Source organism: Nonomuraea sp. NPDC050451, assembly GCF_044458585.1.
On sequence record NZ_JBITHZ010000008.1, the window covers coordinates 25,627 to 40,252 of the forward strand.

Consider the following 14,626-nt stretch of genomic DNA (forward strand, 5'->3'; position numbering starts at 1 on the left):
GTCTCGGGGTCGGCCAGGTGTCGGGTGGCGCTGTTCTCGGGGTCGGCCAGGTGTCGGGTGGCGCTGTTCTCGGGGTCGGCCAGGTGTCGGGTGGCGCTGTTCTCGGGGTCGGCCAGGTGTCGGGTGGCGGGACGGGTGGCGCCGGAGCGGTGAGCCTGGGGCGGAGAGCGGCAGCTTGCGCGACCAGCGGAGCCCCGTGCGAGCGCGACCATGGGCACAGCCTCGATCGCGGCGGACCTGGCCTCGTAGGAGGCGTACTGTGAGACTTTGACGTCGGTCTTCGCCCAGGTCAGGAGGTTGACGTGGGAGTCGGCGTTCTGCGCGACGTGGGCGAGCACGTGTCCCCTGGTCCAGCCGGGCATTCGGCGTCGGAGAGGGACGCGGCTGTGGCCGGCAGCCGGCTGGTGGGCGAGGTCAGCTCGGCCTGCGGCGCGAGTAGGGCGGTCATGTCTGGATATTTCATTATTTGGGGGCGTGGGCTGGAGTCCGGCATAAAGCCGCAGGCCAGCTGGTTGAATGTGGAAGAGTTCCTGCCGGGGTGGGAGATGGCCGTAACCTGTGAAGGACGGATTTTCGGGGGCCGGGCAACGGCCCGCCGAAATTGTCGGAGCCCCCGTCTACCATCCCCCGTGGACCTATCCGCCTTTTGACCTCCGGGATCGCCGTGGCAGACCGCCTGATCGTGCGTGGTGCACGAGAACACAACCTCAAGGACGTCTCGCTCGACCTGCCGCGAGACTCACTGATCGTCTTCACCGGCCTGTCCGGCTCTGGGAAGTCGAGCCTGGCCTTCGACACGATCTTCGCTGAGGGGCAGCGGCGCTACGTCGAGTCGCTGTCGGCGTACGCCCGCCAGTTCCTCGGCCAGATGGACAAGCCCGACGTCGACTTCATCGAGGGTCTGTCGCCCGCGGTGTCGATCGACCAGAAGGCCACCAGCAAGAACCCGCGCTCGACCGTCGGCACGATCACCGAGGTCTACGACTATCTGAGGCTGCTGTGGGCGCGCATCGGCAAGCCGCACTGCCCGGCGTGTTCGCGGCCGATCGCCAGGCAGACGCCCGAGCAGATCGTCGATCGCGTGATGGACCTGGAGGAGGGCACCCGCTTCCAGGTGCTCGCGCCCGTCATCAGGGGCCGCAAGGGCGAATACGCCGAGCTGTTCCGCGAGCTGCAGACCAAGGGTTTCGCCAGGGCCAGGGTCGACGGCACGGTCGTGCGGCTGGAGGAGCCGCCGAAGCTCAAGAAGTACGAGAAGCACGACATCGAGGTCATCGTCGACCGCCTGTCGGTCAAGGAGTCGGCGCGGCGCAGGCTCAACGACTCGGTCGAGACCGCGCTGCAGCTGTCCGGCGGCACGATCACGCTCGAGTTCGTCGACCTGCCGGAGGACGACCCCAACCGGGAGCGGTTCTACTCCGAGCACCTCTACTGCCCCTACGACGACCTGTCGTTCGAGGAGCTGGAGCCGCGCTCGTTCTCGTTCAACTCCCCGTTCGGCGCCTGCCCCGAGTGCACGGGCCTCGGCACGAAGATGGAGGTGGACCCCGACCTGGTGGTGCCCGACCCCGAGCGCACGCTCGGCGACGGCGCGCTCCACCCCTGGTCCGGCGGCCACACGAGCGAATACTTCGTCAGGCTGATCGAGGCGCTCGGCCACGCGGTCGGGTTCACCCTCGACACGCCGTGGGAGAAGCTGCCGAAGAAGGCGCAGAAGTCGCTGCTGTACGGGCACGACGAGCAGGTTCACGTACGTTACAGCAACCGCTACGGGCGCCAGCGCTCCTACTACACCACCTACGACGGCGTCATCCCGTGGGTGCAGCGCCGGCACGCCGAGGCGGAGAGCGACTCGAGCCGCGAGCGGTTCGAGGGCTACATGCGCGAGATCCCGTGCCCGGCCTGCAAGGGCGCCAGGCTCAAGCCGGTCACGCTGGCGGTCACGGTCGCCGACAAGTCGATCGCCGAGGTCGCGGCCATGTCGATCGGCGAGTGCGCGAAGTTCCTGGCCGGGCTCAAGCTGTCCGACCGCGACATGCAGATCGCCGAGCGGGTGGTCAAGGAGATCAACGCCCGCATGGGCTTCCTGCTCGACGTCGGCCTCGACTACCTGACCATGGACCGCGCAGCCGGCACCCTGGCGGGCGGCGAGGCCCAGCGCATCAGGCTGGCCACGCAGATCGGCTCCGGCCTGGTCGGCGTCCTGTACGTGCTCGACGAGCCGTCCATCGGGCTCCACCAGCGCGACAACATGCGGCTGCTCGACACGCTCGTTCGGCTGCGCGACATGGGCAACACGCTGATCGTGGTCGAGCACGACGAGGACACGATCGCGGCGGCCGACTGGGTGGTCGACATCGGCCCCGGCGCCGGCGAGCACGGCGGCCAGGTCGTCGTCTCCGGCACCGTCCAGGACCTCCTGAGCAGCGAGGAGTCGCTGACCGGCCAGTACCTGTCCGGGCGCAAGAGCATCGCGATCCCGCCCAAGCGCCGCAAGCGCGACAAGAAGCGGCAGATCACGGTCAAGGGGGCGCGCGAGCACAACCTCAAGGGCGTCGACATCGACTTCCCGCTGGGCGTGTTCACGGCGGTCACGGGTGTGTCGGGGTCCGGCAAGTCGACGCTGGTCAACGACATCCTCTACAACGCGCTGGCCAAGGAGCTCAACGGCGCCCGCACGGTGCCGGGGCGGCACTCGCGGATCAACGGCATGGACCATGTCGACAAGGTCGTCCACGTCGACCAGTCGCCGATCGGGCGCACGCCGCGCTCCAACCCGGCCACGTACACGGGCGTGTTCGACCACGTCCGCAAGCTGTTCGCGGCCACCGCCGAGGCGAAGATGCGCGGCTACCAGCCCGGGCGCTTCAGCTTCAACGTCAAGGGCGGGCGCTGCGAGGCGTGCGCGGGCGACGGCACCATCAAGATCGAGATGAACTTCCTGCCGGACGTCTACGTCCCCTGCGAGGTCTGCCACGGCGCCCGCTACAACAGGGAGACGCTGGAGGTCCACTACAAGGGCAAGACGATCTCCGAGGTGCTCGACATGCCGATCGAGGAGGCTCTGGGCTTCTTCGAGGCGATCCCGGCGATCAAGCGCCACCTGCAGACGCTCAACGACGTGGGCCTGGGCTACGTACGGCTCGGGCAGCCCGCGACCACGCTGTCCGGCGGCGAGGCGCAGCGCGTCAAGCTCGCCTCGGAACTCCAGCGGCGGCAGACGGGCCGGACGATCTACGTGCTGGACGAGCCGACGACCGGACTGCACTTCGAGGACATCCGGCGGCTGCTGGGAGTGCTCGGGCGGCTGGTCGACGGCGGCAACACGGTGATCGTGATCGAGCACAACCTCGATGTCATCAAGACCGCTGACTGGATCATCGACATGGGGCCCGAGGGCGGGTCCCGGGGCGGGACGCTGGTCGCCAGCGGGACGCCTGAGGAGGTGGCGCTGGTGGACGAGAGCCACACGGGCCGCTTCCTGCGGAAGATCCTCGCCTTCTGAGTTCCCGCACGGGGGCGTCCTCGTGCGGGTGGCAGTTCTGGCGGTATAGCCGATCGGGGCGCCCGGTGCGGACCGCTGCGGCCACCCCTGTGCGGTCGCAGCGGTCCGGGACGGCCGGGATGAGGTCCAGTGCATGCCGGGCGGTGCCGGCCAGATGCGGGTGCGCGGGCGCTGCTGGTGGGGGACGTCGGTGCCCATGCGGGGCGGTCGTGTCTGATGAGGTCCGCGGGGTGGTGACGACATGTGCGTTTTATGCGCGGGATGGTGATGGGCGGCGACGCATGCATTCAGGCTGCTTGGTGGCGCGTCGAGGCATGGGCGGCCAGGCACGATCGGTGACCATGCGTTCAGGGTGCCTGGTGTTGGGTGGTGACGTTTGCGTTCAGGCTGGTGGTGGTGGCGTGTGGGTTCAGGCGGTCTGGTGGCGGGCTGCGGCGGTGGCGCGGGCGCGGCGCTTGGCGGCGTCGCCGCGCTCCAGCCACCACTCGGCGAACAGCAGCGGCAGCACCCAGCCCAGCCACGCGCTCAGTGCACTCACCGTGCTCGCCAGCAGCGTCTCGTCGCCGTGGAAGGTCGTCTCCAGTTCGGGCGACAGGGCAATGGTGAACACGACGCCCCAGAGGCGGTTGGTGATGATGGACAGGGTCAGGGCGAAGCTGCGGACCATCCACCGGCGGTGGTCGACGAACCTGCGCTGCCTGGCCATCCGCCAGCCCGCCAGCGTGCAGGCCACCCAGAGGGATGCGAGTACGACGCCGCTGGCCGCCGTCACCGGGCCGAAGTACGGCGTGGTCACCGACACGATCAGGCCCAGCACGCCGCTGGGCAGGCAGCCGGCGAAGACGTACACGCGGCCGATCCGGCGGTGCGCTCGGGGATAGCGCTGGCGGAACCATGGCCAGATCTGCAGGCAGCACGTGATCATCGCGATCGAGCCGAAGATCACGTGCAGGGACAGCACCGCGAAGTGCGGCGGGAAGAAGTCGGGGGCGGGCACGCGGGAGCGGGCCGGGTTCATGGACAGGTACGGCGGGAGCGAGAAGGCGACGAACGCGATCGCCACCACCGCCAGAGGGGCCACCCAGGGACGCCGCCACCAGCGGGGCCTGGCGGAGGGCGCGGTCGGGCGTTCTGTCGTGAGAGTCATACGGGCAGGGTGTGCCCCGGCACTGACCGTCGGCCTACCGCCCGCTGACCGGCCGATCACACCCGGTCGGTAGCGGGGCGGGACTCGGTTACCGCCCGCCGGGAGGCGGATGGCTGCGGGTCGTCGGGCCGGCTTGCTGGTGTGGGTGGTTGGGGGCTGCTGGGCCGGCATGCCGGGGTTGGGTGGATGGGGCTGGCTGGCTTGCTGGTGGGGGCGGCTGGAGGGTGTCGGGCCGCCTCGCTGCTGGGGCGGCTGGGGACTGTTGGGCGCGGCTTGCTGGTGCAGGCGCCGGAGCTACTGGATCCCTTGCTGGGGTGGATGGTTGGGGGCTGTCGGACCACCTTGCTGGTGCGGATGGCTGAGGGCTGGCGGGCCTCCTTGCTGGTGGCGGTGGCTGGGAATCTGCCGGGTCGCCTACCGGCGTTGATGGTTGGGCAACTGCCGGGCCGCCTACCGGCATCGATGGTTGGGGAGTTGCTGAGCTGTGGGTGTCCGCGCGGTGCGTCGGTGGTCGTGGTGGGGCGCGGTGGCCGGCAGGGGCGGTGGTCGCGGGCTGCTACCCGGCGGGGGGACCGAGGGGTGGCGGCAATAAGGTTGAGTGGCGGTAACGGCCTGACCTGCAGGGGGTCAGCGGGGACGCGGAGGGTCGGCAATTCATGACGGTTACGGAGCGGGGCGCAGCCATGCCTGAAACGGGCCCTGGAACGGGGTTCGGGCGGCGCCATGTGCTGGGGGCGGCCGGGGTCGCGGCGTGCGCGCTGGCGTTGGCGGGGTGTGGCGGGGGAGACGCCAAGGCCCAGCCGAGCCTCAAGGGCAAGGTCATCGCCAAGACCGCCGATGTGCCCGTGGGCGGGGGCAAGGTGATCGAGGATCTGCAGGTCGTGGTGACCCAGCCCACGCAGGGCGTCTACATGGCGTTCAGTTCGATCTGCACGCACAAGGGCTGTGCGGTCAGCACCCCCAAGGACAACGTCATCAGGTGCGCCTGCCACGGCAGCGAGTTCTCCGCCGACAGCGGCAAGGCCACCAAGGGGCCCGCGACCGCCCCGCTGACGTCCTACAAGGTCAGGGTCGAGGGCGACGGCATCGTGGTCGCCTGAAGCCCGAAGTGGCTCGCTGAACACGTACTTATGCGTAGAGAACCGGATTGGGCTCGGGCACGCTGAACCGGCGCGAGGGCGCTGGCCGTACCTGAAGTGAAAGCCAATCTGGGAGGAACACACCATGACGGAAACGACTCGCCGGGCGATGGTGCTCGGCGCCGGCGGCGCCGGGCTCGCGGCGGTTCTGACGGCGTGTGCGAGCTACGGCTCGCCGACGACGGAGGCGAGTGCGGAACCACCGGCGGAGGAGCCCGCCGAGGAGTCGTCGTCGCCGAAGAAGAAAAAGGCCGAGGCGAAGAGCGGCGGCAAGGCGCTGGCTGACACGGCTGACATCCCCGAGGGCGGTGGGAAGGTCTTCGAGAACGAGAAGATCGTGGTGACGCAGCCGAGCGCCGGGGAGTTCAAGGCGTTCACGGCGGTCTGCACCCACGCGGGCTGCACGGTCGCCACCGTCTCGAACAAGACGATCAACTGCCCGTGTCACGGCAGCAAGTTCAGCATCAACGACGGCTCCGTCAAGGACGGGCCCGCGAGCGAGCCGCTTGAGGAAAAGAAGATCACCGTGGACGGTGACAAGATCAAGCTCGCGTAGATCGCGTCTCATGAATTTCTCACCTAGGTGCGGTTGGGTGAGCGCATGGGAGATGACCTTCAGAGTCGCCGTGCAGTGTTCGCGAGCGTCGGAGCGGGCGGCCTCGCGCTGGCGCTCACGGCCTGCGGCGGCGGCACCGATACCGCACAGCCCGCCGGCACCGCCTCCGAGTCGAGCGCACCGCAGTCCGGCGCGCCGCAAGCCGGTGGAGCGCTGGCCAAGACCGCCGACATCCCCGTCGGCGGCGGGACGATCTTCAAGGACCAGAAGATCGTGGTGACGCAGCCCACTTCGGGTGAGTTCAAGGCGTTCAGCGCCGTGTGCACGCACAACGGGTGCACGGTCGGCAGCGTCTCGGACGGGGTGATCGTCTGCCCGTGTCACAACAGCAAGTTCGCCATCGCGGACGGCTCGGTCACGGACGGACCGGCCGACAAGCCGCTGCCCGCGCAGCAGATCAAGGTCGAGGGCGACCAGATCACGCTCGCGTAGGCGGGCCCCTTTTCGGGGAGGGCCCGCCGTGCCTGGTGGGAAGGTGCGGCGGGCAACCTTGTCGGTGGGGGCTACTAGTCTTTGAACGTGGCGAGATCAGCGGGCAGCCCCTTGAGTTTCCGGCCCAAGCCGGGTTCGATCCCCGATTCCCCCGGGGTCTACCGGTTCAGGGACGCGCATGGCCGGGTGATCTACGTCGGCAAGGCCAAGAGCCTGCGCCAGCGGCTCAATTCGTACTTCGCCGACTTCTCTGCGCTGCACCCGCGGACCCAGTCGATGCTCACCACGGCCGCCGACGTCGACTGGACGGTCGTCGGCACCGAGGTCGAGGCGCTGCAGCTCGAATACTCCTGGATCAAGGAGTTCGACCCGCGCTTCAACGTGAAATACCGCGACGACAAGTCCTACCCCTACCTCGCGGTCACCATGGGTGAGGACTTCCCGCGCGTGCAGGTCATGCGCGGGGCCAAGCGCAAGGGCACGCGTTACTTCGGCCCCTATTCGCACGCGTGGGCCATCCGCGAGACCGTCGACCTGCTCCTGCGGGTCTTCCCGGTGCGCACGTGCAGCGCGGGGGTGTTCAAGCGGGCCGGCCAGATCGGCCGCCCGTGCCTGCTGGGTTACATCGACAAGTGCTCGGCGCCGTGCGTCGGCCGGGTCACCCCGGAGGAGCACCGCGACCTGGCCGAGGACTTCTGCGACTTCATGGCGGGCAACACCAGCCGCTTCATCAAGCGCCTCGAGAAGGAGATGCGCGAGGCCGCCTCCGAGCAGGAGTACGAGCGCGCCGCGCGGCTGCGCGACGACATCCAGGCGTTGCAGCGGGCGCTGGAGAAGCAGGCCGTGGTGCTCGGCGAGGGCACCGACGCCGACGTGATCGCGCTGGCCGAGGACCCGCTCGAAGCCGCCGTTCAGGTCTTCTACGTGCGCGGCGGCCGCATCCGCGGCCAGCGCGGCTGGGTGGTCGACAAGGTCGAGGAGACCTCCCCCGGCGAACTGGTCGAGCAGTTCCTGCTCCAGATGTACGCCGAGGCCAGCCCCGACTCGATGCCGCGCGAGGTGCTCGTGCCCGCGCTGCCGCCCGACAACGACGCGGTCGCCGAGCTGCTGACCGAGCAGCGGCGGGCCCGCGTCGAGGTGCGCGTGCCGCAGCGCGGCGACAAGAAGTCGCTGATGGAGACCGTCGAGCGCAACGCCAAGGAGTCGCTGGCGCAGCACAAGATCCGCCGCGCCAGCGACCTGACCACCCGCAGCAGGGCGCTGCAGGAGATCGCCGACGCGCTCGACCTCGACCAGGCGCCGCTGCGCGTCGAGTGCTACGACGTCTCCCACCTGCAGGGTGAGAACGTCGTGGCGTCGATGGTCGTCTTCGAGGACGGGCTGGCGCGCAAGAGCGAATACCGGCGCTTCGCGGTCAAGACCAAGGAGGGCGACGTCGCCTCGATCTACGAGGTGATCATGCGCCGCTTCCGCCGCTACCTGGAGGAACGCTCGGCCGTCGGCGAGCTGGCCGCAGACGACGACACCGGGCATGGCCCCATCGACCCTGAGACCGGCAAACCACGTAAGTTCGCCTATCCGCCCAACCTGGTCGTCGTCGACGGCGCGGGCCCCCAGGCGGCCGCCGCGCAGCGGGCGCTCGACGAGCTCGGCATCGACGACGTGTCCGTGTGCGGGCTGGCCAAGCGGCTGGAGGAGGTGTGGCTGCCCGGCGACGACCAGCCGGTGATCATGCCTCGTTCAAGCGAGGGTCTCTACCTGCTGCAACGTGTGCGGGACGAGGCACACAGGTTCGCCATCACCTACCATCGATCCAAGAGGTCCAAGACGGTGAAGGAGAGCGCGCTCGACGGCGTGCCCGGCCTCGGGCCGGCGCGCAGGCAGGCGCTGCTCAAACACTTCGGCTCCGTGAAAAAGCTACGCGAGGCCACTGCCGCGGAAATCAGCGAGGTTCCCGGCATCGGCCCGTCCATCGCCGAGGTCATCGTGTCGACACTGAAGGGAGAGTCACCATGATCTCGCCAGGATGCCACGGCGTGTCCGGGTGCCTCCGCCATGGGGGCGCGCCCGGGCAGGGCGTGCGGGACGGAGAGAGGCAATGAGCACCGAGCCGGCGTTCGTCATCGTCACCGGCATGTCCGGGGCGGGGCGCAGCACAGCCGCCAAAGCGCTCGAGGACCTGGGCTGGTTCGTCATCGACAACCTGCCGCCCGGGCTGCTGTTCGCGATGGCGGAGGAGGCGGGCAAGGTCAAGCTGGCGGCCGACAAGGTGGCGGCCGTCGTCGACGTACGCAGCCTGGCCTTCACCACCGACCTCAACGCGGCCATCGAGGAGCTCGAGGGGCGCGGCGTGCGGGTGCGGGTGGTGTTCCTGGAGGCCAGCGACGAGGAGCTGGTACGCAGGTTCGAGAACGTCCGCAGGCCGCATCCCCTCCAGGGCGAGGGGCGCCTGGTCGACGGGATCACCCGTGAGCGGGGGATCCTGCGGGAGGTCAGGGCCAACGCCGACCTGGTGATCGACACCTCGTCGCACAACGTCCACGACCTGCGCAACAAGATCGTCGCCTACTTCGGCGGCGAGGACCGGCCGGGGCTGCGGCTCAACATCGTGTCCTTCGGGTTCAAGTACGGGCTGCCTGTCGACGCCGATCTGGTGGTCGACTGCCGGTTCCTGCCCAACCCGCACTGGGTGCCGGACCTTCGGCCGATGAACGGGCTCGACGCGCCCGTGCGCGACTACGTCCTCGGGCAGCCGGGGGCCAAGGAGTTCCTCGACGCGTACGAGGAGGTCCTGCAGGTGGTCGCCGCCGGATACGCGCGCGAGGGCAAGAGCTACGCGACGCTCGCGGTGGGCTGCACGGGCGGCAAGCACCGTAGCGTGGCCATGGCCGAACAGGTCGCCGCCCGCCTGCGCGACCGCGGGATGGAGGTCCAGGTGAGCCATCGGGATGTGGGGCGGGAGTGACCGATGAAGGCTTCGCAGCAGCAGGTTCGCCGCGGTCGGCGGAGGGCGAGCTTCCCGGCGCCGTGACCCGTTCGGACGCGCCCGGCTCGCCCGCGGTGGGTCCAGGCGCTGAAGGGCCTGGTGCGGGGCGTGACGAGAACCCGGACCCGGCGTCGGAGGACGGCGTGTGCCCGGTGCGGCTCGCGCGGCCGGCTGAGGGCAACCCGGTGCCGGAGCGCGGGACGTACTCGAGGGCTTTCTCGGGGTTCGGGCCGCACGTCGTGGCGCTGGGCGGCGGGCACGGGCTTTACGCGTCCCTGTCCGCATTACGGATGGTGACCGACCGGTTGACCGCCGTGGTGACCGTCGCCGACGACGGCGGGTCCAGCGGGCGGCTGCGGCGCGAACTCGGCGTGCTGCCCCCCGGCGACCTGCGGATGGCGCTGGCCGCGCTGTGTGGCGACGACGAGTGGGGCAGCACGTGGAGCGAGGTCGTGCAGCACCGCTTCCGCAGCGAGGGCGAGCTGCACGGGCACGCCGTCGGCAACCTGCTCATCGTGGCCCTGTGGGAGCTGCTCGCCGACCCCGTGGCGGGGCTCGACTGGGTCGGTCGCCTGCTGGGCGCGCACGGCCGGGTGCTGCCGATGGCCTCGGTGCCGCTCGACATCGTGGCCGAGGTGGAGCTCGACGGCGTCAGATCGACCGTGCGGGGGCAGGTGGCGTGCGCGCTGACGCCTGGGCGGGTGCAGGCGATCTCCCTCGTGCCCGAGGACCCGCCCGCGCGGCCCGAGGCGGTCGAGGCGGTGCGGGAGGCCGACTGGGTGGTGTTCGGGCCGGGATCGTGGTTCACCAGCGTGCTGCCGCATCTCAAGGTGCCCGAGCTGGCCAGGGCCCTGCACGCGACCAAGGCCAAGCGGCTCGTCACGCTCAACCTGGCGCCCCAACCGGGTGAGACGGATGATTTCTCCCCCCAGCAACACCTGGAGGTGCTCCGGCAGCACGCTCCCGACCTGTCGATCGACGTCGTGCTCGCCGACACCGGCGTGGTGGACGACCCCGGCGCGCTGGAGAAGGCCGCGACGGCGCTCGGCGCTCGGCTCGTGATGGCCGATGTGGCCGCCGCGGACGGCTCGCCGAGGCATGACCCACGACGTCTTGCCTCCGTCCTGGACGAGATTTTCCTCCAGAAGCGTTGATCCTGGTCGGCGTGGCGCGAAGGTGCGAGAGACTGCTGAGAGCCGGTCTGAATGGGGGAGAGGACTAACGCATGGCCATGACAGGTGTGGTGAAAGACGAACTGAGCCGCCTGCCGGTGCTGAAGCCGTGCTGCCGAAAGGCGGAGGTTTCCACGCTGCTGCGGTTCGCCAGCGGCCTGCACCTGGTGGGCGGGCGGATCGTGATCGAGGCCGAGCTCGACACGAACGCCACCGCACGGCGACTGATCAAGGACATCGGCGAGGTGTTCGGGCACAAGGCCGAGGTGCTGGTGCTCGCGCCCGCCGGCCTGCGCAAGGGTTCGCGCTACGTCGTGCGGGTCTACCGCGACGGCGAGGCGCTCGCCCGTCAGACGGGCCTCATCGACAACCACGGCCGCCCGGTGCGCGGCCTGCCCCGCCAGGTGGTGGCGGGGGCCGCCTGCGACGCGGAGGCCGCCTGGCGGGGCGCGTTCCTCGCGCACGGCTCCCTCACCGAGCCGGGGCGCTCGATGTCGCTCGAGGTCACCTGCCCGGGCCCGGAGGCGGCGCTCGCCCTGGTGGGCTCGGCGCGGCGGCTCAAGATCCACGCCAAGGCGCGTGAGGTGCGCGGCGTCGACCGCGTCGTGGTGCGCGACGGCGACGCCATCAGCGCGCTGCTCACCCGCCTGGGGGCGCACGACAGCGTGCTGGCCTGGGAGGAGCGCCGGATGCGGCGCGAGGTCCGGGCCACCGCCAACCGGCTGGCCAACTTCGACGACGCCAACCTGCGGCGGTCGGCGCGGGCGGCGGTCGCGGCGGGGGCGCGGGTGCAGCGCGCGCTGGAGATCCTCGGGGACGAGGCGCCCGACCATCTGGTGGTGGCGGGGCGGCTGCGGGTGGAGCACAAGCAGGCGTCTCTGGAGGAGCTGGGGCAGATCGCCGACCCGCCGCTGACCAAGGACGCCATCGCGGGGCGCATCCGTCGGCTGCTGGCCATGGCCGACAAGCGCGCCTCCGACCTGGGCATCCCCAACACCGAGGCCAACCTCACCGTCGACATGCTCGCCCCGTGACCGCGTTCCCCTGGATCCTTTGAAGCCCACCTTTACGGCTGCGCACGGTCTTTAGGGCTGCGCATGGTTTTTACGGTTGCGCACGGTGGGCCGCGCGCCGGTCAAGGGCTTCATCCTTTACGGCTGCGCACGGTGGGCCGCACGCGCCGACGTGGGTGGCCGTCTGTCATGGCCGGTCGTGAAGGCTCACGGGCTGCTCGCCGTGACGACGCGCATTCTGGGCCGGCTCCGTGGTCGGCTTTGGCCGGGGGTGCGCTCGCCAGTTCGCCGGGCGGGGGCTCGTGAGGCGAACAGGGCTCGCGCTTGGTGGGGGCGCCCCCGGCTGCTGATGGCCTGTGCGGCCCGTGGACGGCCGGTGGCCGGTGGCCGTGGCTGGAGTGCTGGGTGGTCCGGGTGTCGGTGGCTCGCGAGCCGCGGAGGTGGCGTCGGCTGTTCGCGGAGCTGACGGGCCCAGGGGCGGTCTACCGGCTCGTTGGGTGCTGGTGGCGGGTTGCCGGGTTGCGGGGTGCGCCTGTGGTCTGCCGGCGGGTGGCTGAGGCCCCTGTCAGCCGGGGTGCGGATGTGGGGTCCGGTGCTGAGGGGGGCCTGGTCAGTCCTTGGTGGGGTTGCGGGGAGTGAACAGGTCTGTTGTCGGCTTCGGGGTGGGGGCCTGGGCGGGCTCGAACGGGGCGCGGTACTCGGGCTCCGCCGACTCCGCCTCGGCCTCGGCTGCCTGGGCGCGCTGGGCGCGGCGGACCCGTACCACGCGCAAGGTCAGCAGGAGCAGCGCGGCGAGGGCGGCCACGGCGATGTAGAGCCAGGCCGCCCACGACACCGAGAGCGGATCCCGGTAGAGCGAGGGAGCGTAGGGGAGGCCGGCGGAGAAGTTGTCCAGCGTGATGTCGGACAGGTCGGCCGGGCCGCGCTCGGCGGGCGGGGTTCGCAGGGTGGAGCCGATCATGATCGACGAGCCGACGATCTGACCCGCGGCCATGGCGCCGCCCGCGTACAGCGCGGCCACGGGGATCAGGAGGATGCTGCGGGGCCGTACCGCGCCCATTGCCAGGGCGACGATCAGGGCGACCACGAGAGACGAGGCCAGCGACAGCGGATGGCCGTTGCCGAAGGCGATCACGGCGGCGGGCAAGCGGGTCTGGAACAGGACGGCCGCCCCCAGCACTGCCGCGCTGACCAGCGCGGATAGTACGCCTACAATGAGTCCGGGCAGCAGGCCGGACCGCTTGTGTGACATCTCAGCCCCCAGAGAATGCACGAATTTACATCGATGAGTCGGGCACTTTACTCGAACCTCGCAAAACGTGCCTCCGGAACGCTGATTCACACGCGGGGACCTGCAGTGGTCTAAACCAATTTAGGTCCGATAAGGTTCGTGGTTGAGGTTTCAGCCCGCCATCTGGTTTCGAGGAGATCGGTTCCCGTGAGCATCCGCGTAGGCGTCAACGGCTTCGGCCGCATCGGTCGCAACTTCTGGCGCGCTGTCGCCGCCAGCGGCAAGGACATCGAGATCGTCGCGGTCAACGACCTGACCGACAACGCGACGCTCGCCCACCTGCTGAAGTACGACAGCATCCTGGGCCGCCTGCCTTACGAGGTGAAGGCGTCGAGCGACGAGATCACGGTCGACGGCAAGGCGATCAAGGTCTTCGAGGAGCGCGACCCGGGCAAGCTGCCCTGGGGCGACCTCGGTGTGGACGTGGTCGTGGAGTCGACGGGCCTGTTCACCGACGCGACCAAGGCCAAGGTGCACGCCGACAACGGCGCGAAGAAGGTCATCATCTCCGCTCCGGCGAAGAACGAGGACGTCACCATCGTGATGGGCGTCAACGAGAAGAGCTACGACCCCTCCAGCCACACGATCATCTCCAACGCCTCCTGCACGACCAACTGCCTGGCGCCGATGGCCAAGGTCCTTCACGACACCTTCACGATCGAGAAGGGTCTGATGACCACGATCCACGCGTACACGCAGGACCAGAACCTTCAGGACGGCCCGCACAAGGACCTGCGCCGCGCCCGCGCCGCCGCGCTCAACGTGGTGCCCACCTCCACCGGCGCCGCCAAGGCCATCGGCCTGGTGCTGCCTGAGCTCAAGGGCAAGCTCGACGGCTTCGCCATGCGCGTGCCGATCCCCACCGGCTCGGCCACCGACCTCACCGTCGACGTCAGCCGCGAGGTCACCGTCGAGGAGGTCAACGCCGCGGTCAAGGCCGCCGCCGAGGGCCCGCTCAAGGGCATCCTCAGCTACACCGAGGACGAGATCGTCTCCTCCGACATCGTCACCGACCCGGCCTCGTGCATCTTCGACGCCGGCCTGACCAAGGTCATCGGCAACCAGGTCAAGGTCGTCGGCTGGTACGACAACGAGTGGGGCTACTCCAACCGCCTCGCCGACCTCATCGAGCTGGTCGGCCGCGACCTCTGACCCACCGAGTCCGTGGGGGAACGCCGTTGCCTTGCCGGTGAGTGAGGCAACGGCCCAGAGCGATCAAGCCGCCGCCGTGAGGTCTGGCCCCATGTGTTCGCGAGGGAGCGCCGTTGCCTGGACTGAGGAGCGTCGGGAGCGAAGCGACCAGAGCGACGAGGGAAGGCGACGGC

General features: G+C 69.9%; 12 protein-coding genes. 9 read left to right on the forward strand and 3 right to left on the reverse strand.

Going from position 1 to position 14,626, the window contains the following annotated elements; translation table 11 throughout:
* The coding region (locus ACIBI9_RS25095) for a maleylpyruvate isomerase N-terminal domain-containing protein (protein ID WP_397224785.1) at positions 1-362 on the reverse strand (362 nt) is incomplete at its 3' end.
* Between the two features lie 302 nt (positions 363-664).
* Here ACIBI9_RS25095 and uvrA point away from each other — a divergent pair.
* Positions 665-3,505: an excinuclease ABC subunit UvrA gene (gene uvrA / locus ACIBI9_RS25100; protein WP_397224787.1), complete on the forward strand. Its 2,841-nt coding sequence runs from the start codon at positions 665-667 to the stop codon at positions 3,503-3,505.
* 409 nt (positions 3,506-3,914) lie between these two features.
* Here uvrA and ACIBI9_RS25105 read toward each other — a convergent pair whose 3' ends face one another.
* A complete protein-coding gene (locus ACIBI9_RS25105) occupies positions 3,915-4,652 on the reverse strand; it encodes a DUF2306 domain-containing protein (RefSeq protein WP_397224789.1) in 738 nt (245 codons plus the stop codon).
* 683 nt (positions 4,653-5,335) lie between these two features.
* On the opposite strand from ACIBI9_RS25105, the gene ACIBI9_RS25110 reads away from it, so the two are divergent.
* The 7 genes from ACIBI9_RS25110 to whiA all read left to right on the forward strand — a co-directional run bounded on the left by ACIBI9_RS25110 (position 5,336) and on the right by whiA (position 12,031).
* The gene (locus ACIBI9_RS25110) at positions 5,336-5,752 is read left to right on the forward strand and encodes a Rieske (2Fe-2S) protein (RefSeq protein ID WP_397224791.1); all 417 of its coding nucleotides are present in this window, start codon (positions 5,336-5,338) and stop codon (positions 5,750-5,752) included.
* Positions 5,753-5,876: 124 nt separating this feature from the next.
* Entirely contained in the window at positions 5,877-6,347 is a 471-nt protein-coding gene (locus ACIBI9_RS25115; RefSeq protein WP_397224793.1) for a Rieske (2Fe-2S) protein, read from the forward strand.
* A 75-nt stretch (positions 6,348-6,422) separates the two neighbouring features.
* Positions 6,423-6,839, forward strand: coding sequence for a Rieske (2Fe-2S) protein (locus ACIBI9_RS25120; RefSeq protein ID WP_397224795.1), 417 nt, complete (start codon positions 6,423-6,425; stop codon positions 6,837-6,839).
* An 87-nt stretch (positions 6,840-6,926) separates the two neighbouring features.
* A complete protein-coding gene (uvrC, locus tag ACIBI9_RS25125) occupies positions 6,927-8,855 on the forward strand; it encodes an excinuclease ABC subunit UvrC (RefSeq protein WP_397224797.1) in 1,929 nt (642 codons plus the stop codon).
* A gap of 82 nt (positions 8,856-8,937) precedes the next feature.
* Complete coding sequence (rapZ, locus tag ACIBI9_RS25130) at positions 8,938-9,804, forward strand: RNase adapter RapZ (protein ID WP_185077005.1); 867 nt, start codon at positions 8,938-8,940, stop codon at positions 9,802-9,804.
* Positions 9,805-10,010: 206 nt separating this feature from the next.
* The gene (gene yvcK / locus ACIBI9_RS25135; RefSeq protein ID WP_397225413.1) at positions 10,011-10,979 is read left to right on the forward strand and encodes a uridine diphosphate-N-acetylglucosamine-binding protein YvcK; all 969 of its coding nucleotides are present in this window, start codon (positions 10,011-10,013) and stop codon (positions 10,977-10,979) included.
* Between the two features lie 71 nt (positions 10,980-11,050).
* Positions 11,051-12,031 carry a DNA-binding protein WhiA gene (gene whiA, locus ACIBI9_RS25140; RefSeq protein ID WP_138670245.1) on the forward strand — a complete coding sequence of 327 codons (981 nt, stop codon included), beginning with the start codon at positions 11,051-11,053 and terminating at the stop codon, positions 12,029-12,031.
* Positions 12,032-12,620: 589 nt separating this feature from the next.
* Here the strand turns inward: whiA and ACIBI9_RS25145 are convergent.
* Positions 12,621-13,190 (reverse strand): hypothetical protein, encoded by a 570-nt coding sequence (locus ACIBI9_RS25145; RefSeq protein WP_397224799.1) that lies wholly within the window; start codon positions 13,188-13,190, stop codon positions 12,621-12,623.
* Positions 13,191-13,448: 258 nt separating this feature from the next.
* Between ACIBI9_RS25145 and gap the strand changes: the two genes are divergently transcribed.
* The gene (gap, locus tag ACIBI9_RS25150) at positions 13,449-14,453 is read left to right on the forward strand and encodes a type I glyceraldehyde-3-phosphate dehydrogenase (RefSeq protein WP_397224801.1); all 1,005 of its coding nucleotides are present in this window, start codon (positions 13,449-13,451) and stop codon (positions 14,451-14,453) included.
* Positions 14,454-14,626 lie beyond the last annotated feature (173 nt).